This is a genomic window from Streptococcus sp. HMSC034B05 (genome assembly GCF_001809055.1).
GTDB classification, from domain to species: Bacteria; Bacillota; Bacilli; order Lactobacillales; family Streptococcaceae; genus Streptococcus; species Streptococcus constellatus.
Window position 1 is genome coordinate 1 of record NZ_KV795618.1, and the last position, 23,968, is coordinate 23,968.

Here is a 23,968-nt window from a genome sequence, read left to right on the forward strand (position 1 = left end):
TGAATCCGAAGAAATTGCAAATCAATTGGTAAAACCTTCGCTGTGCCTTCATTCCAATTTCTGCCTGGAACAGCATTAAGGTCAAAACAGAAACATCTGAAACCTTGCATTGCTCTACATTCTTACGATGAACCAGCTCATCAGGAGCAATCTTTTGATATAAGTCACATCAGACTTCACGAAGCTGTGGCATACTGAGTTGAAGAGGATGACGACTCGGTGTATAATGGAAAGTGTCCATTTGGTTTACCTCTCTGCTTTTTTCTTCACTTGCAGTGTACACCAAATGGGCTTTTTTGTGAAGCAAAATCAACTAGAAGCAGGGGTATATAGTATTTTAAAACAAGACTTCTGTAAATTTGACAACTATACTTTGTGCCTATGTAAACAAACATATCATTTCTTTTAAAATTTATCGGGGCAAAACTAGAAACGATTATGACTTTGCTTCACTTCCTCATCTAGCCAATTTTATTGTTTATTTACAAATCGCTTTAGAAACTGAACAAGAATAATCCAGAGTATAAAACTAATAAGCACAATATAAAGCCAAGCATTCTTATCACTTGACCAAGGCAGTGGCACATTCATTCCAAAGAATCCTGTAATAACTGCCAATACTGCCAATAAGACTGAAATAATAGTTAATAGAGCTAAATTGTCGTTTAGATTGTTGTTCAAAATATTGTTGTACGAGCCTGACAATTGATTGAGAACTTGAGCAATCAAATCTGTCATAGCGACGAGTTGACGAGCTTCAATCATGACATCATCAAACTGCTCTTTTTCAATCTCATCTAAATGGCGATAAATGGCATGGCCTTTAATATGCTCCAAAAGCATGCGGTTCTGCTTGGTAGCAGCAACCAGATAGACCATAGAGGTTTCTAAATCCGCTAAAGCAAAGAGATTTTTTTTAGTGGTTGTTTGGTGCAAAAGATGATTGATGTTATCTTTTGTTTCGTCCATTTGTTCAATCACAGGATAATAAGAATTACACACTAATTCTAAACTAGCAAATAGAAATTTGTAAACTGTAACTGGTTCATGGTGTTCAACATAATTTTTCATCATATCTACAACATAAGTATTTTCCTTATTGCTAATGGTAATGAGCCGATCCTGCTGTACCACAAAGGTCATAGGGACTGTTTCATAGTAATTTTTAGCTCTTTTTAAATTGAGTACATTGAAAATAAAAACAACTGTTCCTGTCTCACGATTGTAGTCCATGTGGGCGCGTTCATTTTTATCCAGTGCATACTCAATTGTTTCTTCATCAATATCGTATTTTGTATAAGAACCTGGGTGTTGACTCAAAATATCTGCATCCAAATTTATCCAGGCCATTCCACTCTGTAATTTCTTTTCGATAAACACTACTTTCCCCTTTCACTATCAATGGAAAAGGACTGAGAGAAGAAAGCTCAATCCTTAGGAAAATTTAATATATACAATTCAGTAAATTTTTATATCCCGTAGCAACTAACCTAGCGAGCCGATTTTATTATAACTATGATGCTGCTATACACGGTCTGTAATCAGATAGTTTTGGTACGTCACATCTTCTCTTCCAACTTGACATCCGGATACTTGTCTGCGAACCAGCGAAGAGCAAAATCATTTTCAAAGAGAAAGACAGGCTGGTCAAAGCGGTCTTTAGCTAAAATATTGCGACTTGAGGACATACGCTCATCCAGGTCATCTGGTGAAATCCAGCGAACTGTCTTTTTGCCCATGGGATTCATAACCACTTCGGCGTTGTATTCATTTTCCATGCGATGCTTAAAGACCTCAAACTGGAGTTGTCCGACAGCTCCTAGCATGTACTCGCCAGTTTGGTAATTGGTATAAAGCTGAATAGCACCCTCTTGCACCAGCTGTTCAATCCCCTTATGGAAGGATTTTTGCTTCATGACATTCTTGGCTGCAACCTTCATAAAAATCTCTGGTGTAAAGGTTGGCAAAGGTTCAAATTCAAACTTGTTCTTGCCCACAGTCAGGGTATCACCAACCTGATAAGTCCCGGTATCGTAAACTCCGATGATATCACCTGCCACAGCATTGGTGACATTTTCCCGGCTTTCGGCCATAAACTGGGTGACATTAGACAGCTTAGCGGACTTTCCGGTACGAGGCAGGTTGACACTCATACCGCGCTCAAACTCACCAGAAACGATACGGACAAAGGCAATCCGATCGCGGTGGCGCGGATCCATATTGGCCTGAATTTTAAATACAAAACCTGAAAAGTCTGGGCTGAGCGGCTCGACTACCTCACCGTCTGTCTTCTTATGGCCATGTGGTTCCGGAGCAAACTTAAGGAAAGTTTCTAAAAAAGTCTGCACGCCAAAGTTGGTCAAGGCTGAACCGAAGAAAACCGGGGTCAATTTACCAGCCAAAATCGCTTCTTCTGAAAATTCATTTCCAGCTTCTTGTAAGAGTTCGATATCCTCCTTGACCTGATCATAGAAAGAATTGGAAGCAAAAAGTTTATCCCCATCTTCCAAAGAAGCAAAACGCTCATCGCCTTTATACAGTTCTAGACGTTCATTATAGAGATCATAGAGACCCTCAAAACTTTTTCCCATACCGATTGGCCAGTTCATTGGGTAGCTAGCAATGCCTAGAATTTCTTCCAGTTCTTCCAGTAGATCTAAAGGTTCGCGGCCATCTCGATCCAGCTTGTTCATAAAGGTGAAGACTGGGATATTGCGATGTTTGACAACCTCAAAGAGCTTCTTGGTCTGTGCCTCAATACCTTTAGCTGAGTCAATGACCATGACCGCTGCATCCACCGCCATCAAGGTTCGATAAGTATCTTCTGAAAAATCCTCATGCCCCGGCGTATCCAGAATATTGACCCGTTTGCCATCGTAGTCAAACTGCATAACAGAGGACGTCACAGAAATTCCCCGCTGCTTCTCAATATCCATCCAGTCAGACTTGGCAAAGTTTCCGGTCTTTTTCCCCTTGACTGTCCCAGCCTCACGAATCTCGCCCCCAAAGTAGAGCAACTGCTCAGTAATGGTCGTCTTCCCTGCGTCCGGATGGGAAATAATAGCAAAAGTCCGTCGCTTCTTAATTTCTTCTTGTAAAGTCATCTTTTTCTCTTTCTTTCATTTTAGAATAATCGTGAATGTTAGCATCTACTTTTTATTTTTACATTGGAACCCTTGATCCTTTCAACTTATCCATTATAGCGGATTTAGCGCTTTTTTTCAATAATCTAAGGTTTGTAAATAATAGGTTAAGATATAGCTCATATAACAATTATTTAAAAAAATCCACCTTGTAAGGTGGATTTTTTGATAAGCAACTTTCTTCTTCCTATAAATCAGACAGAATTAAAAGTCAAACAAATCATCTTGGAAGAATTCATTCATTGGCTTCCAGTATTCTCTGTCATTGATATCCTCTTTCCATACAGTATTGTTAAAGAGTAAGCCCGTCACATCGCCAGCAGTATTGACGATTGGACGGACAAAAGCAAAACGCGCCCCATTTGGATTGGTGTCCTTATTTTCAGACCACTCTCGGATTGCTTTGAATTTTGCTTCTGAGTATGTGTCAATATTTTGTTTCTTTCCACCTTTAGTTTCAACGACATAGGTCCGACCATCTGTCCCTAAAAAAATATAATCCGGGAAAAAGCCTTCTTTCTTTTGCCCATACGCAACTGAGAAATAGTTATCTCCTCGGTCCTTGCTGCGGTACCACCACTTGACTTGTTGGCTGCTTTCAAGCCATTCTTCAAAGGCTTTTTCTGGCTTTGAAGTTGTCACCCAATTATTTCTGCCGTAACCTTTGTAAACATTTTTTGAGAAAACTTCTCCGGCTTCATTTTTCAAAGTTTGATACATTTCATTCTTAGGAAGAACCAAAGAAACAAGGTCCAATTCATTATGACTGATACCGTATTCCAAAGACAACTGTTTATCAAACAGTCCCTGTGCATCTGCATTTTTAGCAGTTTCACGAAGAAGTCTGTAATTATTGATGACAAAAGCCATAAATTCAGACGGTTTTAAACTTAGAAAACGCTTGGTAGGTTCTTCGCTGCGATTTGAAAATAATTCCAGTAAGATATGATTGACATCACTAGGTCTATCTCGGTAAAGATATTTTTGGATGGCTTGTTCAGCATTCAGTAGATCCAAACGATTGTCACGAAGATTGACAGGCATTTTAATATCAAATGCTATTAGCTGTTCAGTAACGATATCTCGCTCTAATTTATCAGATTTAACTAAATATTGAAGAATTGTTGTTCCAAAAATATAACCGTAACTCTCTAATTTTTCTTGATTTTGCTTGCCGTTTTGTTCTACTAGACCATAGTCATTTTTGAACTGCTTGCGAAGTGCTTGAATGACTTCACTGTTTGTCAAACCGGCTCGTAAATTTGGTTTTACTGAAGTAAGTTGGAAATCAGGTGCTTCCTCTTTCAGCTCATAAGTCGCAATATAAGCTCCTTCTCCTTTTTTCAAGACATCTGCTATATATTTCTGGTCGTTCGAATAGATGAAAGCGTTGTCTAACAAGGGATTATCATAATGCTTTTGCCCAGGCATTCTGCGAATACGACCAATAGTCTGCAAAGTAAAATTGGGTTCAGTATTGAGACGCAGCTTGACCAAAATTTTAGCTCGAGGCGCATCCCATCCGGTGGAAACCGCCTGCTTCATCAATAGATAATTAACAGGACTGTTCTCTTTTTCAATCGCAGTTATGTTAATTTTCTCATTAGCCAGCCAAGTCGCTACCTGTCCATCCTCCTGACCAATTTCAGATAGATAGTCCCTGACTTGTTTGATGAGGCTCTTGCGTTCCTCCTTATTTGCTTTTCTCTCATCAGGAAACTGAATCAATACCAATGGATTGATGGAAAGACCTAATTTTTCGTATTCTACTTTTACCTGACGGCGCTTATCATCCGCAAAATCCAAAAAATATTGGACCATATTATCCACAACATCTCCATCCACGCCATCTGGATTGAGCTCTACATTACGGACAATCAGCCCCTGAGCAATGACATCTTCATCATTGACCTGAACATTATCATAATCTGGTGATGATGATTTGGGTGTTGCAGAAGCTCTAATAATCTTATCTGCTTCAAATTTATCAATAATCCGCTGTGCTTTTTCCGTCTGATCGCGATGCTCTTCATCAATAATCAAGACAAAGTGCAACCCCTTATGCTTAGCAACTTTGATAATATCGTCAAGATTTTTAGTCTCGCCCTCACGCAAGGCAATAGCCTTATCGTTTTTGATACGTTCCCAATTCAGAAAAGTCGCTGTGCCAGCTTGAAAACCTCCAGTCAAGGCTTCATCTAAAGTAATAGATTTGACAAATTTCCCAATATCTCTGGCTTTGTTCCAAGACTGCTCTTCCAATTCTCCATTTCCCGGTGTCAGCCAGACAAAGACGTAATCATAAGGATTGGGATTATACTCAATAATTCTGTCCATCAGTCTAATGAGCATGATAGTCTTTCCGGCTCCAGTAGGTGCATAAAAGACCGTTGTTTGTTTTCGAGAATAAAAAAACTTGTCTTGCAGGGTTTGAACTGCCTGCTCTTGAAAAGGAAATAGTTTCATTATAATCCTGCCTCTCTCATTTCTTTTGCAAAATAGTATTCCGGAACATCAACTAGCTCAATCCCTTCATATCGCGCCCTATCTTCTTTTTCCATCAAAGCATGGGAATGCTGACGAACATAGACTGTCTTAATGCCTGTCAAATCCAGCTCTCTGATTTCCGACAAAGTAAAGGCAACTGCCTTATCACTTTCCTCTAGGTCAATGGCATGCTCCAGCTCAATCAAGGTCTTCACATTATTGAGCAGGGCATATTCTAAATCTTCATCCTCTTTTTCGATGAATTGAGTTTTGAAATATTTGAGATTATGCGGCAAATCTTCCTGAATATTGGAAAGGCGCTGATAAGTTACTTCTTCACAGATATTATTCTCATTGTTGGTGCAAAGAATATACTTGCGATTGCCGCCATCCTCTTTGTTGAGCTGAGCCACCGCATGACCCGTTGTGCCCGAACCAGCGAAGAAGTCGAGGATGGATGAAGTTTTATCGGATTTAAGAGAAATTAATTTCATAATTAGTTTTTTAGGTTTAGAAAAATTAAAATCAATATCTAATCCACTCAGCTCTTCTGCTGCATCCTCATTAACACCATCCTTATCAAACCAATTATTAGAAATCTGACCCTCTGATTTATCCAAAAAAATTTTTAAATAGGGAGTACCCGTTTTTGTCCAATAAATTTCGCCATTCTTATCTTTTTCTTTAAAAAATTCTTTTGTTCTTATACTTTTAATAACTCTTTCTATTCCAGTCGGGGATTTAATATGTAATAAATTTTTTCCTCTAGTATTATCTACGATTGTCCCTCTCCTAAATCGCCTACCGGTTAAGTCATCAACATATCTGTATTCTTTAATCGCGCTTTCTTTTAACTCAATCTTATTAAAGTGATTTTGAAACTTATTTAACGCGTAACACAATATTGACTCACCAACTATTGATAATTGTTTTGCATTATTATTTTGTGATTCACTTCTTTTCCAATGTATAGATGTTACAAAATTCCCTTCCCCAAATATCTCATCACAGAGCAATTTCAACTGTGCTTGTTCGTTATCATCAATGGAAATAAAAATAACACCAGTTTCACTTAGGAGATTTTGTGCAATCTCAAGCCGTTTACTCATAAAGGACAGCCATTTTGAATGTGAATAACCATCATTCTTATCCACAATTTTATCATTATAGATAAAATCGTTATTGCCCGTATTGTAAGGTGGATCAATATAAATCACATCAATCTTGCCGGCATGAGTTTTTTCTAACAGATGCAAACTGTGGAGATTATCTCCTTCCAGCAGAAAATTATAATCTTCCGATGCAGGATTTTCTTTGATTTTTCTGGTTTCATCTTCGACAAAAACAGGGATTTTGCTTTTCATCTCCTCTTCCACCAGTTCAGCATGTTCCTCCCAAACCAAACCATATCGCTTAGAATCAATCAATTCAATTAGTTTTTCCAATTTTGGCAGGTCTTCATGATTAGACTCTTTTCTTGCCTGCTCCATCAAGCTTCTGACATAAGCCAGGACTTCTGCCTTTTCATTTTGATGCGGGCGTTCGTCAAATGTCGCAGGCATTAGAAAACACCTCCAATCTTAGTGATTGAAAGTGTTTTTGAGTATACTAAAAAAAGGGTATTAATTACCTCTGCTCTGCTCTGCTCTGCTCTGCTCTGCTCTGCTCATGATAAAATCCTTTCCTAACCATGTCAAGCCAAAATATTTACTTTTTTTCTTTATTTTATCAAAATTTCAAAATGAAATCAAAAAAGAGTTTGGATTAGCCAAACTCATATTATTATCTGTGATAAAGAATCTCTTACAGATTAAAACTTAACAAGAATCATACTGAAAAGAAAAATGATTAAAATAAGTACTAAAAGCAAAGGTAAACTGTTGGCAAAAGGCAAACGAAAACCCACATACTAACTATAAAGAACTACCAACTGTACAATCTGAAGCCATTTAAAAATCTTCACAAAACGTGGATTATCATGATTTTTTAAAGCCGTATAAATAGACAAAGATAAATGCAATCATCAAACCATGCCAAAACATCGGTATCAGGAGCGGTTCTGTTTTGTGAGTCGTTAAAAAACTATTCACCATAACTTAATTTTCCTGTCTTATCGTTTCTTCTTGTTCTTGCTTAAGCTGTATTTGTTTAAAGACCAGAGAAATCATCCAAATAGCTAAAATCAGAGGCAATGACACCAACAGATAATTGCTAATTATCCCATGATCACCTACTAAAGGCGGCTCCTTCAAAAAACCATAATTTCCACCACTCACAAAATTTACAAATAATAACAAGAGATTCATAGCAAAACTAATCTCTACAATTCGCTGCAAGTCCAATTGCTTACTATCATAATGATTCATCAAATACGTGAGAGAATTCCCCAAAAGAGCATAGTGACCAATCAGATAGGATACTAAGGTAATATGAGGAAAAGCAAATGGATCAAATATAGGATAAATCAATGCACAAATAGGCCCAAATACTCCTAAAAGAGCAAAATATTGTTTATAAACTGAGGAATCAGGCAGAAACAAAATAGCAAACATCGCCAATCTACAATGATAAAAAGGAAGTGCCTCAGATAGTGGTGACAAAGTGGCGACATACCAGCTATAAAGCATTAGAATTTGGAATCCTTGTACAAATTTTAAAATAATTTGATAACGCTTATTTTGATGATATTTTACAGCACTGTACATGATGTAAATGATTCCTAAAAACATCATTCCATACCAAAACGGGGTTAATTGTGGTGCCTCTGTTTTATGACTTGTAAAAAATTCTTGTAAATTCATCTCTTACTAATCCATCCTATTGATTAATTTTTTTATTATAGTTAGTTTTCTCGCTGTGGCAACAGTCCCTAGTTTCTTTTCGAGAAAATTATTATTTAACTTCTTTTTTCTGGCATCTTTTAGCAAATATATATAAAGACAAGCTTCTCCAATTACAAATATTTCATCTGTAAAGCTCATTTCTGCTACTTTTTGAGTCTCTCTGTAGATAGAAAATTGTTTGTAAACAACAAATGAATCCTCAACTGGTCCAATTCCGTAGGAAAAAGATTTTGCAGGACAGCCTTTTCTAAATCAGATTTTTTCTTTACGACAATCGATAAATTCACACCAAGCTTCTCCCAAATCAACTGGTGAATATGTTGAGCAAGTTCTTCAGCGGACATACTAGTTTTGCAAATGACATTGCCTGATTGACTATAGCTTGAAACATTATCCAAACCAGATGTTCCCAACAATTGAACTAAGTCACTCATCTTAGGGATTCGATTTGATCCCGTAGGCATCACACTGCGAAAAAGAGCAAGATACTGCACCTGATGCTTACACCTCATTCTCCAATTCCTCTACTAGATTAGCTAAATTCATAGAATTGCTACCCTTTATCAAGACTTGATCCGTTGGTTTTAGTGCTTTTTTAACCGCTTTTACCAAATCCAAAAACTGATCTTTGTCAGCATTTTTTACAAAATAATGAACTTTCTCTGGTGGGAAAATTTCCTGAGCATAGGCAAAAAGCGCAGCCATATCCTCTCCGTAGAAAAATATTTCTGAGAGAATTTCCGGATTTAGACTAGTTATCATAGCACCATGCATTTGTTTAGACTCAGCCCCCAGCTCCTTCATATCAGCTAAAACAACCAACTTCCGACCATTATCATTATAAGGAATTGTAGAAAAAGTTTCCAAAATCAGACGCATTGCTGTTGGATTCGCATTATAAACATCTGAGAGGATATCAGCTCCATTTTTAGCTTTTTTCCATTCAGTGCGATTTCGCGTTAATTCAAGAGTCAAAAAAGCTTTTTGAATGACCTCTTCTGTCACCCCTTCTTTTAAGGCTACATAAGCGGCAATCATGGCATTAGTCGCATTGTATTTTCCAGTTACCGGAAGGTCAATAGCACTAGTTAAAAAGTTGGTCTCAAAGGTCAAACTATCTTTTCGTTCTTCTAATTTTGTTAGACAAATATCTTCGTCTGGACCAAAACGAACAACGTTCTGCTGACTTGGTAAAAAGTCATTGATAATTTTGTCCGCTGGGACAACTAAAAGAGCCCCATTTTTCATACCGTCAGCGATTTGTAGCTTTCCTTTTGCAATTTCATGACGGCTTTTAAAAAATTCTAGATGTGCTTCGCCAATTAAAGTCACTATGCCTACTTTTGGCTGAGCGATAGTAGATAAAAGATGAATATCTCCCATGTGATCTTGACCCATTTCCAGAACCAACTTTTCAGTATCATCTGGCATATGCAAGATTGTATAAGGAAGACCAATTTCATTATTGTAGTTTCCTTGCGTTTTGTAAGTCTTATAAGCCATTGACAAGAGGTGAGCCAGCATGTCTTTGGTCGTTGTTTTACCATTAGAACCTGTGACTGCAAAAACATCTACCTTCATCTTTTCCAGATAATACCGTGCCAAATGCTGCAGTGCTGCTAATACATCATCTACTAAAATATAAGGATAGTCTTCCAATTCTTTTTCTGACAAGGTTGCCACAGCTCCATTTTCAAATGCTGTCGCAATAAAGTCATGCCCATCACGCGCACCCTTAAGAGGCAGAAACAAATCTCCCTCTCCAATCAATCGGCTGTCAAATTCTGCCTTTCTAAATGTACAATCTGGAAATAGATGAACATCATTTTTAGCTTTCAAAACAGAAGCCACTTCATAGAACGTTAATTGCATTTTTATCCCCTACTTATCTTAAATATCTCTAACTCTCTCATTATACCACAGAAAAACCGACTTTTACAGATTCACTAAAAGATCTAGCAAAATAACAGAAAAAAATGAAAAGACAGGAGCAATGTTATTCCTGTCTTGTTTTATGACTGCAAAAAGCTCTTATATTGATGCTATGGCTAATTGCTCAAAGCAAAGCTTTAAGATTCAGACAAAACTTACGACTTATTCGCTTTTCAAACTTGGAAGAGTACCTGCTCTTATCTCATAGTAAATGCTTTTCACGTTTTGTAAACATTTCTTGAGCTAACCGAACCAATTTTTCAATCAAATCTGTATAAGAAATGCCCATATTTTCCCAAAGCAGGGGATACATAGACCACTGTGTGAATCCAGGCATCGTGTTTAACTCATTGAGGAAAATCTCACCTTTATCAGTGTAAAAGAAATCACAGCGAGCTAAACCAACGCCGCCAATCGCTCGAAAAGCTTTTTCAGCATGTTGACGCATGGTAGAAATCACATCATCTGACAATTTTGCAGGAATAGACATAGTGATTTTGTTGTCAATGTATTTAGCTTCGTAATCATAGAAAGCAACATCTTTCACTACCTCACCTGGTAAGCTGCTTTGGGCTTCTTCGTTCCCAAGTAAACCAACTTCAATTTCACGCGCATTGACACCTTGCTCAATCAAAACACGACTATCGTATTTGAAAGCTAACTTAAGAGCAGAACGCAATTCATCTTGATTTTCAGACTTGGAAATACCGACGCTAGAGCCCATATTGGATGGTTTTGTAAAGACTGGATAAGTTAGATTTGCCTCTACTTCTGCAATCTTTTCTTCTATATTTTCGTCTTCAATCACAGCTACATATGGTACTTGTGGAATGCCAGCAGAAGCCAACACTCGTTTTGTTGTGATTTTGTCCATGGCAACACTAGAAGAAAGGATATTACAACCCACATAAGGCATTTTCAACACTTCAAGAAATCCTTGGATAGACCCGTCTTCTCCCATTGGACCATGAAGAACGGGGAACACAGTAGCACCTTCTTCGTAAATATCACTCGGCTTCATTTTTTGACTCTCAATGACGGTATCATTTGTCATCAATTTTTCATCATCAGCAGGTTTGCTTGAAAATTCTTGCGTCTTGATAAAATCACCTGCTTGTGTGATGAAATAAGTCTTGACAAAAAATTTGTCATAATTAATCGCACGCATGACACTCTCTGCTGATAAGACAGAAACTTTTCTTTCCGCACTGCGTCCGCCGTAAAGAAGAATGATTTGTTGTTTTGACATTTTCATACCTAACCTTCTCATCTTAAAAGAAATCTACAAATTTAATCGCCTTTTAGTATACCATATTTTAGCTTGTTTTTGAACAGAAACAGAGCTTTCATTTTCTTTTAAACAAAGCTCTATCACCCTTTTACAACTCCGTACGATTCTCAATAGCTCGAAGCAAAGTCACTTCATCTGCATATTCAATATCAGATCCAACTGCTAATCCACGGGCTAGTCGCGTCACTTTGATACCAGCTGGCTTTAACACCCGCGAGATATACATGGAAGTTGCTTCTCCATCTGCTGTAGCATTGGTCGCTACAATCACTTCAGCCACCTCACTATCCATTAACCGTGTAATCAAACTTTTCAGATTGATGTCATCAGGTCCGACACCATTCATAGGAGAAATCAATCCTTGCAAAACATGGTATAAACCATGGTATTCTTGGATATTTTCCATAGCAGATACATCTCGACTATCTTCTACAACCAAAATAGTAGACTGATCACGGGTCTCATCGGTACAGATAGCACAAGGATCATCATCCGTTAAATTGCCACAAATAGAGCAATAGGCTAGCTCACGTTTGGCTGCAAGTAAATTTTTAGCAAATTCATTGACATCATCATCACTCATGCCAATCGTATAAAAAGCCAAGCGTGTTGCTGTTTTTATGCCAATTCCCGGTAATTTTGAAAAACTTTCAATTAATTTCGCAATCAGTGTTGGATAAAGCATAATTCCCTCTCTAATTCATCGGATGCTGTTGATGATATAAATTAATAATATCACGTGTAATGCTATGGCTAACGGTTGAAGATAAGTCTGTATTATGTGGAAAAACAACTGCAACTGCAATTTGCGGATTGTTACTTGGTGCATAAGCAACAACGTTTGTATTGATGGCTTCCTGTTTTCCATTATTGACAAACGTTTCAGCTGTCCCTGTTTTCGCACTGATTGGCACTGCTTCACCTTGAGATAAAGTACGCCCTGTTGTAAAGCCGCTTGTTCCATGTACTACTTGGTAAAAACCTCGACGAATCAAATCCATGTTGTCTTTTGAAATATCCACTTTATTTAACTCTTTGGTGGCTTTTCCTTCAATTAATTTTCCAAGACCACCTTTTTCATTATTGTCATAAATTCCTTCCACTAAGTGTGGTGCGATACGAGTCCCACCATTAGCTACCGTTGCAGCATACTGAGCTAATTGCATCGGTGTATAGTTATCAAACTGGCCAAAAGCATTGGTTAAATAGTTTGCAAACGTATATTTTTTAGGAGTATAGCCTTCGGACTCACTTGGTAAATCAATTCCTGTAGATGCTCCTAATCCATATTGCGCAAAAGTTTTACGCAATTTGTCCATAGAGGAATTCAAATTTTTCAAATCAATCGTCATATTAGGCGAATAAGGGGTTCCCATCATATTCAACGCTAGTTGAACCATATAAGTATTGGATGAATATTCTAATGCCTCTAAAGCTGTAATTTGTCGAGGACCATACTGAGTAAACCAAGAAGTGATTGCTGAGGAACCTCCAAAAGAAATCGGTTGATCTGTCAGAACTTGGTTACCTGTGATAGCTCCACTTCCCCAACCTGCTGTCAAAGTCGCACCCTTAACAACCGAACCAGGCACAAAGTTATTCATAATGGTACCAAGTGAATCGGCTGTCAATTCTCCAGTATCAATATTATGTTTTAAACCTGCCATTGCTAGAATAGCACCCGTTTTGGGATTCATAGCAACAGCATAAACACCCTCAGAATATGTCGCATGACCGTTCGCTAATTCTGCACTGAAATACCTTCTCAAAATATCTTCCACACCATTTTGGAAAGTCAAATCCATCGTTAATTTCAGATTATTTCCCTTACTACCATTGGAAATATTTTTCACGCTCTCCATATTTCCATTTTTGTCAAGATTGATTTCTTTGATTGCGCGTTTCCCTTGAAGTGTAGACTCATATTGTTTTTCCAAATAACTCGTCCCAACACGATCATTAAGAGAATAGCCTTTTTTCAAATAAGCATTCACTTCTTCTGCGGGTAGCCCTGCCTTTTCACTTGAGACACTTCCAATGATAGAAGCTAAAGATGTGTCTAACACTTTTCTATCCCAGCTGGTGGTAATACTGATACCAGACAATTCTTTTGAGCTAGAAGCAATTGTCGCAATTTGGTCAGGAGACAAATCGTCTGTTCGGATATTTCCCGTCTCAAAATTTGCAATAGCATTCATTTGACTAAACAAATAAATAACTTTTTTATCTTCATTTGAGTAGTTTAATTTGACCACATCAACACTTTTAACGGCATTACTATAAATCTTCGACTCTGTCAAACGATTTCCATCTGCACTATACTTTTTATTTTTAGGCAGTTGATTGACGACCTTCTTATAAACCTCGCTATCTGCCAAATAATAATCGACCTGTTGTCGATCAGTAACGTCTGCATTGGAAATGGAAACTAACGGCAGTAATTTTTGAGCAATTTCTTTAATTGTTTCAGCTCTCATTTTATTGCTACGCGTAAAGGAAACGACTTGCTTGGTTGTATTTTCCACCAAAGGTTTTCCACTTGCATCATAAATTTGCCCACGAACAGAGCTAGTTGTTACTTTGGTTTTGCTGGCAGTCGCCAATTTTTTTGTATAAAATTCCCTATGCACAACTTGCATATAGCCCAAACGAACAATCAAACTCATAAACAATAAAATCACAATCCCAAATAACAAATTGAGCCGTCTAGGAATGGAATGACTATCAAATTTTCTTTTTTTCTTAGACATGTTTTCTCTCATTCTAGTCAAAATACTACCTTTTATTTTACCATAAATCCAAAGAAATGAAGTCAAAGAAAATGGAAACACTGATAAAAAACACAGCTAAACCAATTAGAATTCTGCACAATATCAAAAAGCTCTGTTTACGCAGAGCTTCTTAATATTTTATTGGGCTTATTTTCCAAGATAGTATTCTTTTACAAGATTTAATTTATCATCAAATTCAAATACAAGCGGTGGGAAATTAGGAATTTCCACATTCATGATTTCATCATCTGATAATTGTTTGATATGTTTTACAAGAGCGCGGATTGAGTTACCATGCGCACCTACAAACACATTTTTACCATCTTTCAAAGCTGGAGCAATTTTATCTTCCCAGAATGGAAGAGCACGTTCCAAAGTAACTTTCAAGTTTTCCGCATCTGGAATCACTGAATCATCAAGGTTTGCATAGCGACGGTCAGTATGTGCTGAATATTGATCATCTTTTGCCATAGCTGGTGGCAATACATCATAAGAACGACGCCAAATATGAACTTGTTCGTCACCCCATTTTTCAGCTGCTTCAGCTTTATTTTGACCTGTCAAACCGCCATAATGACGTTCATTCAAGCGCCATGATTTTTCAACTGGCACCCAAAGTTGACCTGCCGCTTCAAGAGCAAGATTTGTTGTTTTGATAGCACGTGTCAAAACAGATGTGTAAGCTTGGTCAAACTCAATACCAGCTTCTTTAATCAATTTACCAGCATCAATCGCTTGTTGCGTCCCTTTTTCAGACAAATCAACATCAGCCCAACCAGTAAAGAGGTTAGCTTTATTCCATTCAGACTCACCATGGCGAGCAAAAACTAATTTTACCATTAGATATCTCCTTTGATTTTTGAAAACTGTCTTACAGTCATTTTATATTTTACAAAATTTTTCATAAAAAATCTAGTAGCAATAGGAGAATATTTGATTTTTACTGTTTTCTTTATTCAAACAGTGTATCTATTTACTCAGCTATCTCCTAAACAATCAGCACAAATTCCATATATCAGCACTTTGGTTTTTGTGATCTTATAACCTGTCTGCTTTTCAGCTTCACGTCTCAGATCAGGTAGGTCCACATCTTCAAAGTCTGCAATTCGTCCACATTTTTCGCAGACAATATTCAGATGTTCATGCCCCATAAAATCAAAATAGGTCGTATTGTCATTCTTTATCTTGATTTCTTCCACAAAACCCTCTTCAATCAATACTTTCAGATTATTATAGACCGTTGCTAGGCTCATGTTAGGAAACTCAGGCCTCAAATCTTGATAAATCTTTTCTGCACTAGGATGCGCATGCGTCCAAATCATATAGGCAATAACCGCCTTTCGAGTCTCTGTAATACGCACACCTTTCACTTTTAACCGTTGAATAACATTGTCATAATCACTTTGATCTTTAATTTCTAAATAAGGATGTAAATTCATGCCTACCTACTCATAATTGTTTTTTCTTATTATATCATGAAATTAAGAGAATACGTATTTAGAATGATTGTAAATAAATGCAAATGATCAGCTTTTGTCTTTCAAAACATAAGAAAAACCTATTGCACAACGCCGAAACGTTGATACAATAGGCTTTTTATCGTTGAATTATTTAACAGCGTCTTTAAGAGCTTTACCTGCTTTGAATGCTGGCACTTTAGAAGCTGCGATTGTGATTTCTTTACCAGTTTGTGGGTTACGACCTTTACGAGCTGCACGTTCACGAACTTCAAAGTTACCAAAACCGATCAATTGAACTTTTTCACCAGCTGAAAGGAATTCAGTTACTGCTGCAAATACCGCATCAACTGCTGCTGCTGAATCTTTCTTAGTCAATTCTGTAGCTTCTGCTACTTTTGCAATCAAATCTTGTTTGTTAGCCATTTAACAAATCCTCCAAAATATTTTATGAATTAGTAGTCACTAACTCTAACAAGTATTATCATATCTAAAAAATGTTATTAGGTCAAGCACAAAACGAACTTTTTTCAATTTTTCCAAAAATATCAAACTTATTCATAGCGAACGAGGATTGCCCACGCATTTTCACCTGTATGTGTTTGAATAATAGAACCAGTCTCCAAAACAGAAATCGTTTTTTCCACACACGGTTGCAAAATCTGTTTCATTTCGTTCGCCAATTCGGCAGTTCCTGCATACGAAATTCCAATCTCTGTTACTTTTTTATCCTTCAGACTTACAGCCAAATCATTGACCCATTTTTTAAAAGTTTTTACGCCCCGCCCCTTTACAATTGGTTGTAGTTCATGCTGTTTCATCTGCATCACCACTCGAATATTCAGAAGCGAGCTGAGAAGTCCTGTTACACGACCAATGCGACCTCCTTTTACAAGATTTTCAAGAGTTGATACACCGATATAAAGTTCCGTTTTTTCACGCACTTCTTCAATTTTTGCCAAAATATCTTCTAAATCAGCACCTGCCTTGGCTAATTTGGCAGCTTCTACCACTTGAAACTTCAAAGCTTGATCTGTAAAAGAGCTATCAATGACTGTAACATCGACGTTTGATAAAGTGGCACCTTGACGGGCGGCTTCAACTGTTCCAGATAAAGCATGGGACATATGAATTGAAATGATTTTATCAGCATGTTCACCCAATCGTTCAAAAACCTCTGCAAAGACGCCGACGGGCGGTTGACTTGTTTTAGGAAGATTTTTACTGGACTGCATCAAGCGAAGAAATTCTCCTTCTTTCAGATCAGCATCGGAATAAACAACACCATCTACCATTACAGACAAAGGGACGATTGTAATCTCTAAATCCTCTACAATTTGCGGTTCAATCGTAATAGATGAATCCGTTACAATTTTGATTTTTGTCATGTTTTTCCTACTTTATAAATTTTATCTATTTAATTTATTATATCAAAAAAATAACTTTTTGTGGAATAATTTTTCTGAATAAAATATGTAAAAGATGTGTATAGCTCTTTATTGTTCTCAATAGACAGAATTATTAAATTTTCAGAAAATAATTGACACTCTAATGTTTTTTTGTTAGCCTATTCTTGTATCTTAATTTAAAGTAAATTTTAGAGAAAGAGGGAATAGTTGATAAATGAAACAGACAAAATTTTTAGGAATTCTTTGTCTTATACTGGCTTTCATTTCAATTATGGTTGGTGCTAGCAGTTTTTCTTGGCATAAACTACTCAGTGGTGAGACGAACACTTGGCTATTATTTTTAGAGTCGCGCTTACCAAGGACTATTAGTATCATTTTAGCAGGATCTAGCATGAGTATTGCGGGACTTCTGATGCAAACTGTTACACAGAATCATTTTGCAGCGCCTAGTACAATTGGAACAGTAAATGCTGCAAAGTTCGGTATGCTTCTCAGCCTCTTCTTCTTTCCAACGGCGAATTTGGCTCAAAAAATGCTCTTCTCCTTTGTCTCTTCTATTTTTTTTACGATTATTTTTATTAGATTTATCAGAAAATTATCATTTAAGGAAAAATGGTTGCTGCCACTTGTCGGAATTATTTATAGTGGTGTCATTAGTGCAGCTGCTGAAATTCTTGCCTATCGTTTTGATCTAGTGCAAAGTATGACATCGTGGACGCAAGGATCTTTTGCAATGATTCAGACACATCAATATGAGTGGCTTTTTTTAAGTTTTGTTATTCTGATTGCTGTCTGGCGGTTGTCTGCTACTTTTACAATTATGAATCTAGGAGAAGATGCTAGCCATAATCTAGGGATATCTTTTTATCAAATGGAAGGATTGAGCCTATTTCTCATTGCTCTCACAACCAGTGTGACGATGATTACAGTGGGCTCGCTTCCTTTCATAGGCGTGATTGTACCAAATATTGTGCGAAAATTTTATGGAGATCATATCACGCGCATCAAAAGTATTACTGCCCTGACGGGAGCAGGCTTAATTTTAATCTGTGATATTATGTCACGTATGGTGATCCGTCCCTACGAAATCTCAGTTAGTTTGATTCTGGGAATTTTTGGAAGTTTAACATTCATTTATCTTTTATGGCGAGGTGCCACTCATGAATAAAATGAAAATCCAAACAAGAGGGCTCATCATCTTGCTACTTTTTGTGGCTATAGTAGCTATATTTTTCTACCTGATGCCAACAGAGTATCCTTTGACAGGCTTTATCATAAAACTGCGATCGCAAAAGTTATTGGCCTATCTAATCATTGCAGTTGCTGCTAGTTTTTCCACAATCAGTTTCCAAACGATAACTGAAAATCAATTTTTAACACCAAGTATCCTGGGGCTGGATGCTCTCTACGTGCTCATGCAGACTGTCTATCTATTTTTTGCCAATCAGTTTATTGGAAAGATATCAAATCCCTTGTTTGAGTTTATTATCATTTTGAGTATTCAATGTGGATTTTTCCTTTGTTTGCAGCCTATGATTAAAAAACTGTTACAACAAGGTTTTGTGTTCATCTTACTCATCTGTATGGCATTAGGCACACTATTTAGAAGTACAAGTACCTTTCTGCAAGTGTTGATGGATCCTAACGAATACGATAAGCTTCAAACTAAACTATTTCCTTCATTTCAACGAATGAATATGGAAATTGTTCTGATTGCTACTGTCATCATCGGACTAGTTAGTCTATATGTATTGAAAAAGAATGCTGTGCTCAATGTCTTCCGTTTAGATAAAAAGACAGCTATGATTTTAGGCATAGAGGTAGAAAAAGAGCAAAAAAAACTGCTATGGGCTATTGTTTTACTGACTTCGTCAACGACTGCTTTAGCTGGACCCATGATGTTTTTTGGCTTTATGATGTCTAATCTAGCCTATCTACTCATCAAAGAATACCAGCATAAATGGCTCTTTTTAGTGGCCAGTTTACTCGGCTTTATCTTTCTAATCAGCGGACAACTGCTGGTAGAGCGAATCTTTCAACTACAAATTAATGTCAGCATGGTCATCGAGTTAGTAGGAGGTTCTTTCTTCTTCTATCTCTTAGCAAAGGAGGCAAAACGTTAAATGCAATTAAAAAACATTAGCAAATCATTTGGGGAAGAGTTAGTCTTAGACGACATTCGTTTAAGAATTTCTCCCAGTAAATTCACCGCCTTTATCGGACCAAACGGTGCTGGAAAATCTACTCTTCTCTCTATCATGAGTCGCTTACTCAAAAAAGATCAGGGGTTTCTCAGTATCAAAGGAAAAGAAATTGAAGCTTGGAATTCTAGAGAATTAGCTAAAGAGCTAACGATTTTAAAGCAAAAAATCAACTATCAATCGAAATTAACTGTTGAAGAACTAGTTTCATTTGGGCGCTTTCCATATAGCCAAGATCACTTAACAAAAGATGATGTTCAACAAGTGGAGCAAGCCTTGATTTATCTGAATATCCTTGACTTGCGAAATCGCTTTATTGATACACTTTCAGGAGGGCAATTGCAACGTGTCTTTATTGCCATGGTTTTGGCACAGGATACAGATTTTATTCTTTTGGATGAGCCACTGAATAATCTGGATATTAAGCAAAGTATTGCCATGATGAAAATCTTGCGTTCACTTGTGGATGATCTGGGAAAAACGATTATTATTGTCATTCATGATATCAATATCGCTAGTCAATATGTGGATGAGATTGTCGCCTTTAAAGATGGAAAACTCTTTTGTCAAGGTACGACAGAACAAATCATGAAAAAAGAAACTTTAGATTCATTGTACGAAATGGACATAACCCTTGGTGAAATCAACGGGAAAAAAATCTGTGTATATCTATAATTTAAATTTGGAGGATTTCTGATGAAACAGAATACAAAAAAACTATTGTTATCTATCCTTACAGCTTTTGCTGTTGTATTTTTAGCAGCTTGTGGTGCTCATAATAAACAAAACACAAAGACAAATACCTCATCTTCTGCAAGTGAAGTCTCTATTAAATCGGCAGCAGGGGAGACTAAAGTTCCAATCAATCCTAAAAAAATTGTTACGTTTGACCTTGGTGCAGCCGATACCATTCGGGCTCTAGGAAAGGAAAGTAGTCTCGCTGGGATTCCAAAGAAAACCTTGCCTGCTTACTTGAAAAATCTTTCAAAAAACATCAAAAATGTTGGCACCATGAAAGAGCCTGATATGGAAGCAATCGCCGCCTTGAAACCAGATTTAATCATTGCTTCTCCACGTACGGCACAGTATGTTAAGAAATTTAAAGAAATTGCTCCTACTGTCCTTTTTAAAGCAGATAATAAAGATTACTGGGGGTCTACTAAACAAAACATTCTCTCCCTGGCAAGTATCTTTGGAGAAGATGGGACAAAAAAAGCTAAAAGCGAACTAGCTGCATTAGATAAAGAGATTGAAAGTGTTGCAAGTGCAAATGAAAAGTCAACTAAAAAAGCCTTAATGCTTATGCTGAACGAGGGCGCAATGTCAGCATTTGGTGCGAAATCACGTTTTGCATTTCTTTATAGCACCCTGAAATTCAAAGCCACTGATGCCAAAATTAAAGACTCTCGGCACGGTCAAGAGGTCAGTTTCGAAAGTGTCAAACAAATCAACCCAGACATTATTTTCTCTCTCAATCGAACTCTTGCTATCGGTGGCGATAATTCAGTGAATAAAGATTTCTTGAATAATTCACTAATTCAAGAAACAAATGCTGCTAAAAAGAAAGCGATTGTTAATTTAACATCGGATCTTTGGTACCTTAGCGGTGGTGGTCTCGAGTCTACTAAATTGATGATTAAAGATGTCAAAAATATAGCTGGAAAATAAACAAAAAGAGTTGAAAGAAAACTTACTTGAAAAGTTCTTTCAACTCTTTTGTTGTACAACATTCAATTATCTTCCGCCACCAATGTATGATTTTTGACGAAATAATGTTCTAAAATGCCCTCGTCTCCGAATAAAACTCCATGGAGAACTCCACCATAGACAGCTCCACCATCCATACCAATTTTTTGATCCTGCGTTCTCCAAAGGTGACTTGTCCCAGGTCTCTCAGACAAGAGATAAAAAGTTGGGGTATGACCAAATACGATTGTCTTTCCGGTTTGATTGTATCCCTGATGAAAGGGTTCACGCAACCAAACCTTTTGATAATCAGTAGTTTGGTGCCAATCTTTCAAATCTAAATCAATACCGGCATGCACAAAAATATACTGTTCTGTTTCAACAAAGAAGGGCATCTGACGAATGAAAGTCACGAGATCTGGTGCCTCTTCTAACACGCGCTTAACATCTTCCACTCCATCAACAGGAGTGTCTAAAGGTCGTCTTAAAATGGAATTGATTGTCGTATCTCCACCATTACGGCGATAATGTTCATATCCTCTCTCGGGATTATCTAACCAAGTTAGAAACATATACTCATGATTTCCGGAAATGCAAATCGCTCCTTGCTTTACAACAAGGTTCTTCACACACTCTAAAACTGCTCTACTATCCTCACCACGGTCGATCAAATCTCCTAAAAAAATGAGCTGGCTTTTTCCATTCCATTTTTTGAGTAGCGTTTCTAGCATATTTGCCTTTCCATGTACATCTCCAATTACAAAATAATTTGTCATGGTTTTCCTCCTGATAAAAGAAGAGATTGAAATTCAAGTCTCCAACTTCAAAGCCTTTTGTATAGTAAACAACTGGTGCAGAAACGAACTACTCAAAGTACTACTTTAAGGTTACAGATAAAACTTGCGAAGCAAGTCACTCTTCCAAATTTGGAAGAGTACTTTTGACGAAAACTTCGTTTTATTCAATTGCTGACTTAGCAGCCTTCTAGGTGCTTAAGCAACTTTGTAGAAATTAGATTATACAAATATCCGGGGTCATTATACCAGAACTTTGGCATAACGAAGGAGACGAACAACGTCAACCCATTCACTGTTTCAATAGTTCTCTAGCCTGCGTGAGAGCTGCTTCAGTCACATTTTCACCCGCTAACATTTTAGCAATCTCTTCGATACGCTCTTCATCAGACAACAAGCGAACTGTTGAAACTGTTGAATATTCATCTGATATTTTCTCGATGAAAAATTGATAATCTGCAATGGCAATCACTTGTGGCAGGTGCGAGATGGCAAGAACTTGTCCATTGGAGCCAATTTTATGAATTTTCTGAGCAATAGCTTGCGCAACACGTCCAGACACGCCTGTGTCTACTTCATCAAAAACAATGCTTGTCTTGCCTTCTTTACGAGAAAAAGCAGACTTGATTGCCAACATCAAACGTGACAATTCGCCACCGGAAGCAATCTTAACGAGCGGTTTGTAATCTTCGCCCGGATTAGTCGAAATGTAAAATTCAACATGCTCATTTCCCTCGCGGCTAAACTTTCCTTTGGTAAATTGAACTCGAAAATTCGCCTTTTCCATATAGAGATCTTTTAATTCTTGCTGAATCTCTGCTTCCAATTGCTGGGCTAATTCGTGCCGTTCCTGACTCAGACGACCTGCTAGAGAGACCAAATCTTTCTCTAGCTTTCTCAACTCTTGATCCAAATCATTTGATGAGAGATTCTTTCCAGTCAGAAGCGCATATTCTTTAGAAATTTGCTCTAAATAAGCTAACACATCATCCACATGCCCACCGTATTTACGAGTAATGCTATAAATTAGATCTAGGCGCCTTTCAACTTCTAAGAGACGATCACCATCAAAATCCATGTTATCTAGAATGTCTTCCAAACGCTTTGTTGTGTCTTCCAGTACATAGTAAGACTCAGAAAGATTAGCCGCAATTTCTTTGTAAGTAACATCGTACTCTTCGATAGCTTCCATATCATTCATGGCAGTTCGAATATTAGATAAACTCGAAAAATCCTCATTATCCAGCATAGCGTAGGCATTTGTCAAAGTGTCTGCAATCTGCTTATGGTTGAGTAATTTATCGCGTTCTTGGTTTAATGCCAAATCTTCGCCAGCTCTTAAATTGGCCGCCTCAATCTCTGCAATCTGATATTCCAGCATATCAATTCGCGCCTTATTTTCTTCTTGATTCTTCTGAATCGTTATAACTTGCTTACGCAACTGACGATACTGATCAAAAGTTTGCTGATAATCCGCTTTGAGTTTAAAAAATACTTCATCTCCAAACTCGTCCAACATAGCAATATGTAACTGGGAACGCATCAACTCTTCTTGGTCGTGCTGACCATGAATATCCACCAAATGCTGTCCAACCGATCGCAAAACGGATAAATTGACCATTTGACCATTAATACGGCTGATACTGCGACCGTTTTGGAAAATTTCTCGTCGAATAATCAACTCATCTGTCATATCAAGCCCTTGCTGCTCAAAGATTTCAACCAAAGCTTTACTCTGTTCAATCGCAAACAGTCCTTCAATCTCAGCTTTCGGAGCGCCATGACGAATCACATCTGTTGTTGCTCGGCTTCCCAACATCATATTCATAGCATCAATGATAATAGACTTCCCAGCACCCGTTTCACCTGTCAAAACAGTCATGCCTTGCTCAAAATTGAGAGAAACCTCTTCAATAATTGCAAAATTTTTAATGGAAATTTCAAGTAACATAGG

19 protein-coding genes and 1 pseudogene are annotated in these 23,968 nt (G+C 37.4%); 4 read left to right on the forward strand and 16 right to left on the reverse strand.

From position 1 onward, the window contains the following. Positions 1-471 precede the first annotated feature (471 nt). From HMPREF2542_RS06435 to HMPREF2542_RS06500, 14 genes and pseudogenes are all read right to left on the reverse strand, one after another. A complete protein-coding gene (locus HMPREF2542_RS06435) occupies positions 472-1,380 on the reverse strand; it encodes a magnesium transporter CorA family protein (protein ID WP_058669743.1) in 909 nt (302 codons plus the stop codon). Between the two features lie 179 nt (positions 1,381-1,559). Beyond that, positions 1,560-3,104: a peptide chain release factor 3 gene (locus HMPREF2542_RS06440; RefSeq protein WP_058669744.1), complete on the reverse strand. Its 1,545-nt coding sequence runs from the start codon at positions 3,102-3,104 to the stop codon at positions 1,560-1,562. Positions 3,105-3,347: 243 nt separating this feature from the next. Further along, positions 3,348-5,609, reverse strand: coding sequence for a DEAD/DEAH box helicase (locus HMPREF2542_RS06445; RefSeq protein WP_058669745.1), 2,262 nt, complete (start codon positions 5,607-5,609; stop codon positions 3,348-3,350). Further along, on the reverse strand, positions 5,609-7,192 hold the full coding sequence (locus tag HMPREF2542_RS06450) for a site-specific DNA-methyltransferase (RefSeq protein WP_058669746.1): 1,584 nt from the start codon (positions 7,190-7,192) through the stop codon (positions 5,609-5,611). The genes HMPREF2542_RS06445 and HMPREF2542_RS06450 overlap by 1 nt, the downstream gene beginning before the upstream one ends. A gap of 534 nt (positions 7,193-7,726) precedes the next feature. Next, positions 7,727-8,431 carry a YwaF family protein gene (locus HMPREF2542_RS06455; RefSeq protein ID WP_049481361.1) on the reverse strand — a complete coding sequence of 235 codons (705 nt, stop codon included), beginning with the start codon at positions 8,429-8,431 and terminating at the stop codon, positions 7,727-7,729. A gap of 6 nt (positions 8,432-8,437) precedes the next feature. Continuing rightward, positions 8,438-8,985: pseudogene (locus HMPREF2542_RS06460) on the reverse strand (DUF1697 domain-containing protein). Then, entirely contained in the window at positions 8,975-10,345 is a 1,371-nt protein-coding gene (gene murF / locus HMPREF2542_RS06465) for a UDP-N-acetylmuramoyl-tripeptide--D-alanyl-D-alanine ligase (RefSeq protein ID WP_058669747.1), read from the reverse strand. Before murF ends, HMPREF2542_RS06460 begins: the two are co-directional and overlap by 11 nt. 262 nt (positions 10,346-10,607) lie before the next feature. Further along, positions 10,608-11,654: a D-alanine--D-alanine ligase gene (locus tag HMPREF2542_RS06470; protein ID WP_037598724.1), complete on the reverse strand. Its 1,047-nt coding sequence runs from the start codon at positions 11,652-11,654 to the stop codon at positions 10,608-10,610. A gap of 130 nt (positions 11,655-11,784) precedes the next feature. After that, positions 11,785-12,381, reverse strand: coding sequence for a recombination mediator RecR (gene recR, locus HMPREF2542_RS06475; protein WP_070484596.1), 597 nt, complete (start codon positions 12,379-12,381; stop codon positions 11,785-11,787). 10 nt (positions 12,382-12,391) lie between these two features. Continuing rightward, complete coding sequence (pbp2b, locus tag HMPREF2542_RS06480) at positions 12,392-14,458, reverse strand: penicillin-binding protein PBP2B (RefSeq protein ID WP_186822136.1); 2,067 nt, start codon at positions 14,456-14,458, stop codon at positions 12,392-12,394. Positions 14,459-14,614: 156 nt separating this feature from the next. Further along, a complete protein-coding gene (locus tag HMPREF2542_RS06485) occupies positions 14,615-15,307 on the reverse strand; it encodes a phosphoglycerate mutase (protein ID WP_003036126.1) in 693 nt (230 codons plus the stop codon). 137 nt (positions 15,308-15,444) lie between these two features. Further along, positions 15,445-15,906 carry a Fur family transcriptional regulator gene (locus HMPREF2542_RS06490; RefSeq protein ID WP_058669749.1) on the reverse strand — a complete coding sequence of 154 codons (462 nt, stop codon included), beginning with the start codon at positions 15,904-15,906 and terminating at the stop codon, positions 15,445-15,447. A gap of 168 nt (positions 15,907-16,074) precedes the next feature. Beyond that, on the reverse strand, positions 16,075-16,350 hold the full coding sequence (locus HMPREF2542_RS06495) for an HU family DNA-binding protein (protein WP_003036014.1): 276 nt from the start codon (positions 16,348-16,350) through the stop codon (positions 16,075-16,077). Between the two features lie 128 nt (positions 16,351-16,478). Continuing rightward, positions 16,479-17,312: a DegV family protein gene (locus HMPREF2542_RS06500; protein WP_058669750.1), complete on the reverse strand. Its 834-nt coding sequence runs from the start codon at positions 17,310-17,312 to the stop codon at positions 16,479-16,481. A 235-nt stretch (positions 17,313-17,547) separates the two neighbouring features. On the opposite strand from HMPREF2542_RS06500, the gene HMPREF2542_RS06505 reads away from it, so the two are divergent. The 4 genes from HMPREF2542_RS06505 to HMPREF2542_RS06520 are packed head-to-tail and all read left to right on the forward strand — an operon-like array spanning position 17,548 to position 21,202. Next, positions 17,548-18,501, forward strand: a complete 954-nt coding sequence (locus tag HMPREF2542_RS06505) for an ABC transporter permease (RefSeq protein WP_058669751.1) — start codon at positions 17,548-17,550, stop codon at positions 18,499-18,501. Next, entirely contained in the window at positions 18,494-19,456 is a 963-nt protein-coding gene (locus tag HMPREF2542_RS06510; protein ID WP_070484599.1) for an iron chelate uptake ABC transporter family permease subunit, read from the forward strand. The genes HMPREF2542_RS06505 and HMPREF2542_RS06510 overlap by 8 nt, the downstream gene beginning before the upstream one ends. Further along, positions 19,457-20,209 (forward strand): iron ABC transporter ATP-binding protein, encoded by a 753-nt coding sequence (locus tag HMPREF2542_RS06515; RefSeq protein ID WP_006269739.1) that lies wholly within the window; start codon positions 19,457-19,459, stop codon positions 20,207-20,209. A 21-nt stretch (positions 20,210-20,230) separates the two neighbouring features. Beyond that, on the forward strand, positions 20,231-21,202 hold the full coding sequence (locus tag HMPREF2542_RS06520) for a siderophore ABC transporter substrate-binding protein (protein WP_058669752.1): 972 nt from the start codon (positions 20,231-20,233) through the stop codon (positions 21,200-21,202). 62 nt (positions 21,203-21,264) lie between these two features. Here HMPREF2542_RS06520 and HMPREF2542_RS06525 read toward each other — a convergent pair whose 3' ends face one another. Both HMPREF2542_RS06525 and recN read right to left on the reverse strand, forming a co-directional pair. Continuing rightward, positions 21,265-21,996 carry a metallophosphoesterase gene (locus HMPREF2542_RS06525; protein WP_058669753.1) on the reverse strand — a complete coding sequence of 244 codons (732 nt, stop codon included), beginning with the start codon at positions 21,994-21,996 and terminating at the stop codon, positions 21,265-21,267. A 310-nt stretch (positions 21,997-22,306) separates the two neighbouring features. Then, entirely contained in the window at positions 22,307-23,965 is a 1,659-nt protein-coding gene (gene recN, locus HMPREF2542_RS06530) for a DNA repair protein RecN (protein WP_058669754.1), read from the reverse strand. Positions 23,966-23,968: the final 3 nt, after the last annotated feature.

Bases quoted from the DNA above. Each gene is read 5' to 3' on its own strand.
- HMPREF2542_RS06440 (WP_058669744.1), bottom strand. From the start codon at position 3,104: ATGACTTTACAAGAAGAAATTAAGAAGCGACGGACTTTTGCTATTATT.
- HMPREF2542_RS06445 (WP_058669745.1), bottom strand. From the start codon at position 5,609: ATGAAACTATTTCCTTTTCAAGAGCAGGCAGTTCAAACCCTGCAAGAC.
- HMPREF2542_RS06450 (WP_058669746.1), bottom strand. From the start codon at position 7,192: ATGCCTGCGACATTTGACGAACGCCCGCATCAAAATGAAAAGGCAGAA.
- HMPREF2542_RS06455 (WP_049481361.1), bottom strand. From the start codon at position 8,431: ATGAATTTACAAGAATTTTTTACAAGTCATAAAACAGAGGCACCACAA.
- murF (WP_058669747.1), bottom strand. From the start codon at position 10,345: ATGCAATTAACGTTCTATGAAGTGGCTTCTGTTTTGAAAGCTAAAAAT.
- HMPREF2542_RS06470 (WP_037598724.1), bottom strand. From the start codon at position 11,654: ATGTCAAAACAACAAATCATTCTTCTTTACGGCGGACGCAGTGCGGAA.
- recR (WP_070484596.1), bottom strand. From the start codon at position 12,381: ATGCTTTATCCAACACTGATTGCGAAATTAATTGAAAGTTTTTCAAAA.
- pbp2b (WP_186822136.1), bottom strand. From the start codon at position 14,458: ATGAGAGAAAACATGTCTAAGAAAAAAAGAAAATTTGATAGTCATTCC.
- HMPREF2542_RS06485 (WP_003036126.1), bottom strand. From the start codon at position 15,307: ATGGTAAAATTAGTTTTTGCTCGCCATGGTGAGTCTGAATGGAATAAA.
- HMPREF2542_RS06490 (WP_058669749.1), bottom strand. From the start codon at position 15,906: ATGAATTTACATCCTTATTTAGAAATTAAAGATCAAAGTGATTATGAC.
- HMPREF2542_RS06495 (WP_003036014.1), bottom strand. From the start codon at position 16,350: ATGGCTAACAAACAAGATTTGATTGCAAAAGTAGCAGAAGCTACAGAA.
- HMPREF2542_RS06500 (WP_058669750.1), bottom strand. From the start codon at position 17,312: ATGACAAAAATCAAAATTGTAACGGATTCATCTATTACGATTGAACCG.
- HMPREF2542_RS06505 (WP_058669751.1), top strand. From the start codon at position 17,548: ATGAAACAGACAAAATTTTTAGGAATTCTTTGTCTTATACTGGCTTTC.
- HMPREF2542_RS06510 (WP_070484599.1), top strand. From the start codon at position 18,494: ATGAATAAAATGAAAATCCAAACAAGAGGGCTCATCATCTTGCTACTT.
- HMPREF2542_RS06515 (WP_006269739.1), top strand. From the start codon at position 19,457: ATGCAATTAAAAAACATTAGCAAATCATTTGGGGAAGAGTTAGTCTTA.
- HMPREF2542_RS06520 (WP_058669752.1), top strand. From the start codon at position 20,231: ATGAAACAGAATACAAAAAAACTATTGTTATCTATCCTTACAGCTTTT.
- HMPREF2542_RS06525 (WP_058669753.1), bottom strand. From the start codon at position 21,996: ATGACAAATTATTTTGTAATTGGAGATGTACATGGAAAGGCAAATATG.
- recN (WP_058669754.1), bottom strand. From the start codon at position 23,965: ATGTTACTTGAAATTTCCATTAAAAATTTTGCAATTATTGAAGAGGTT.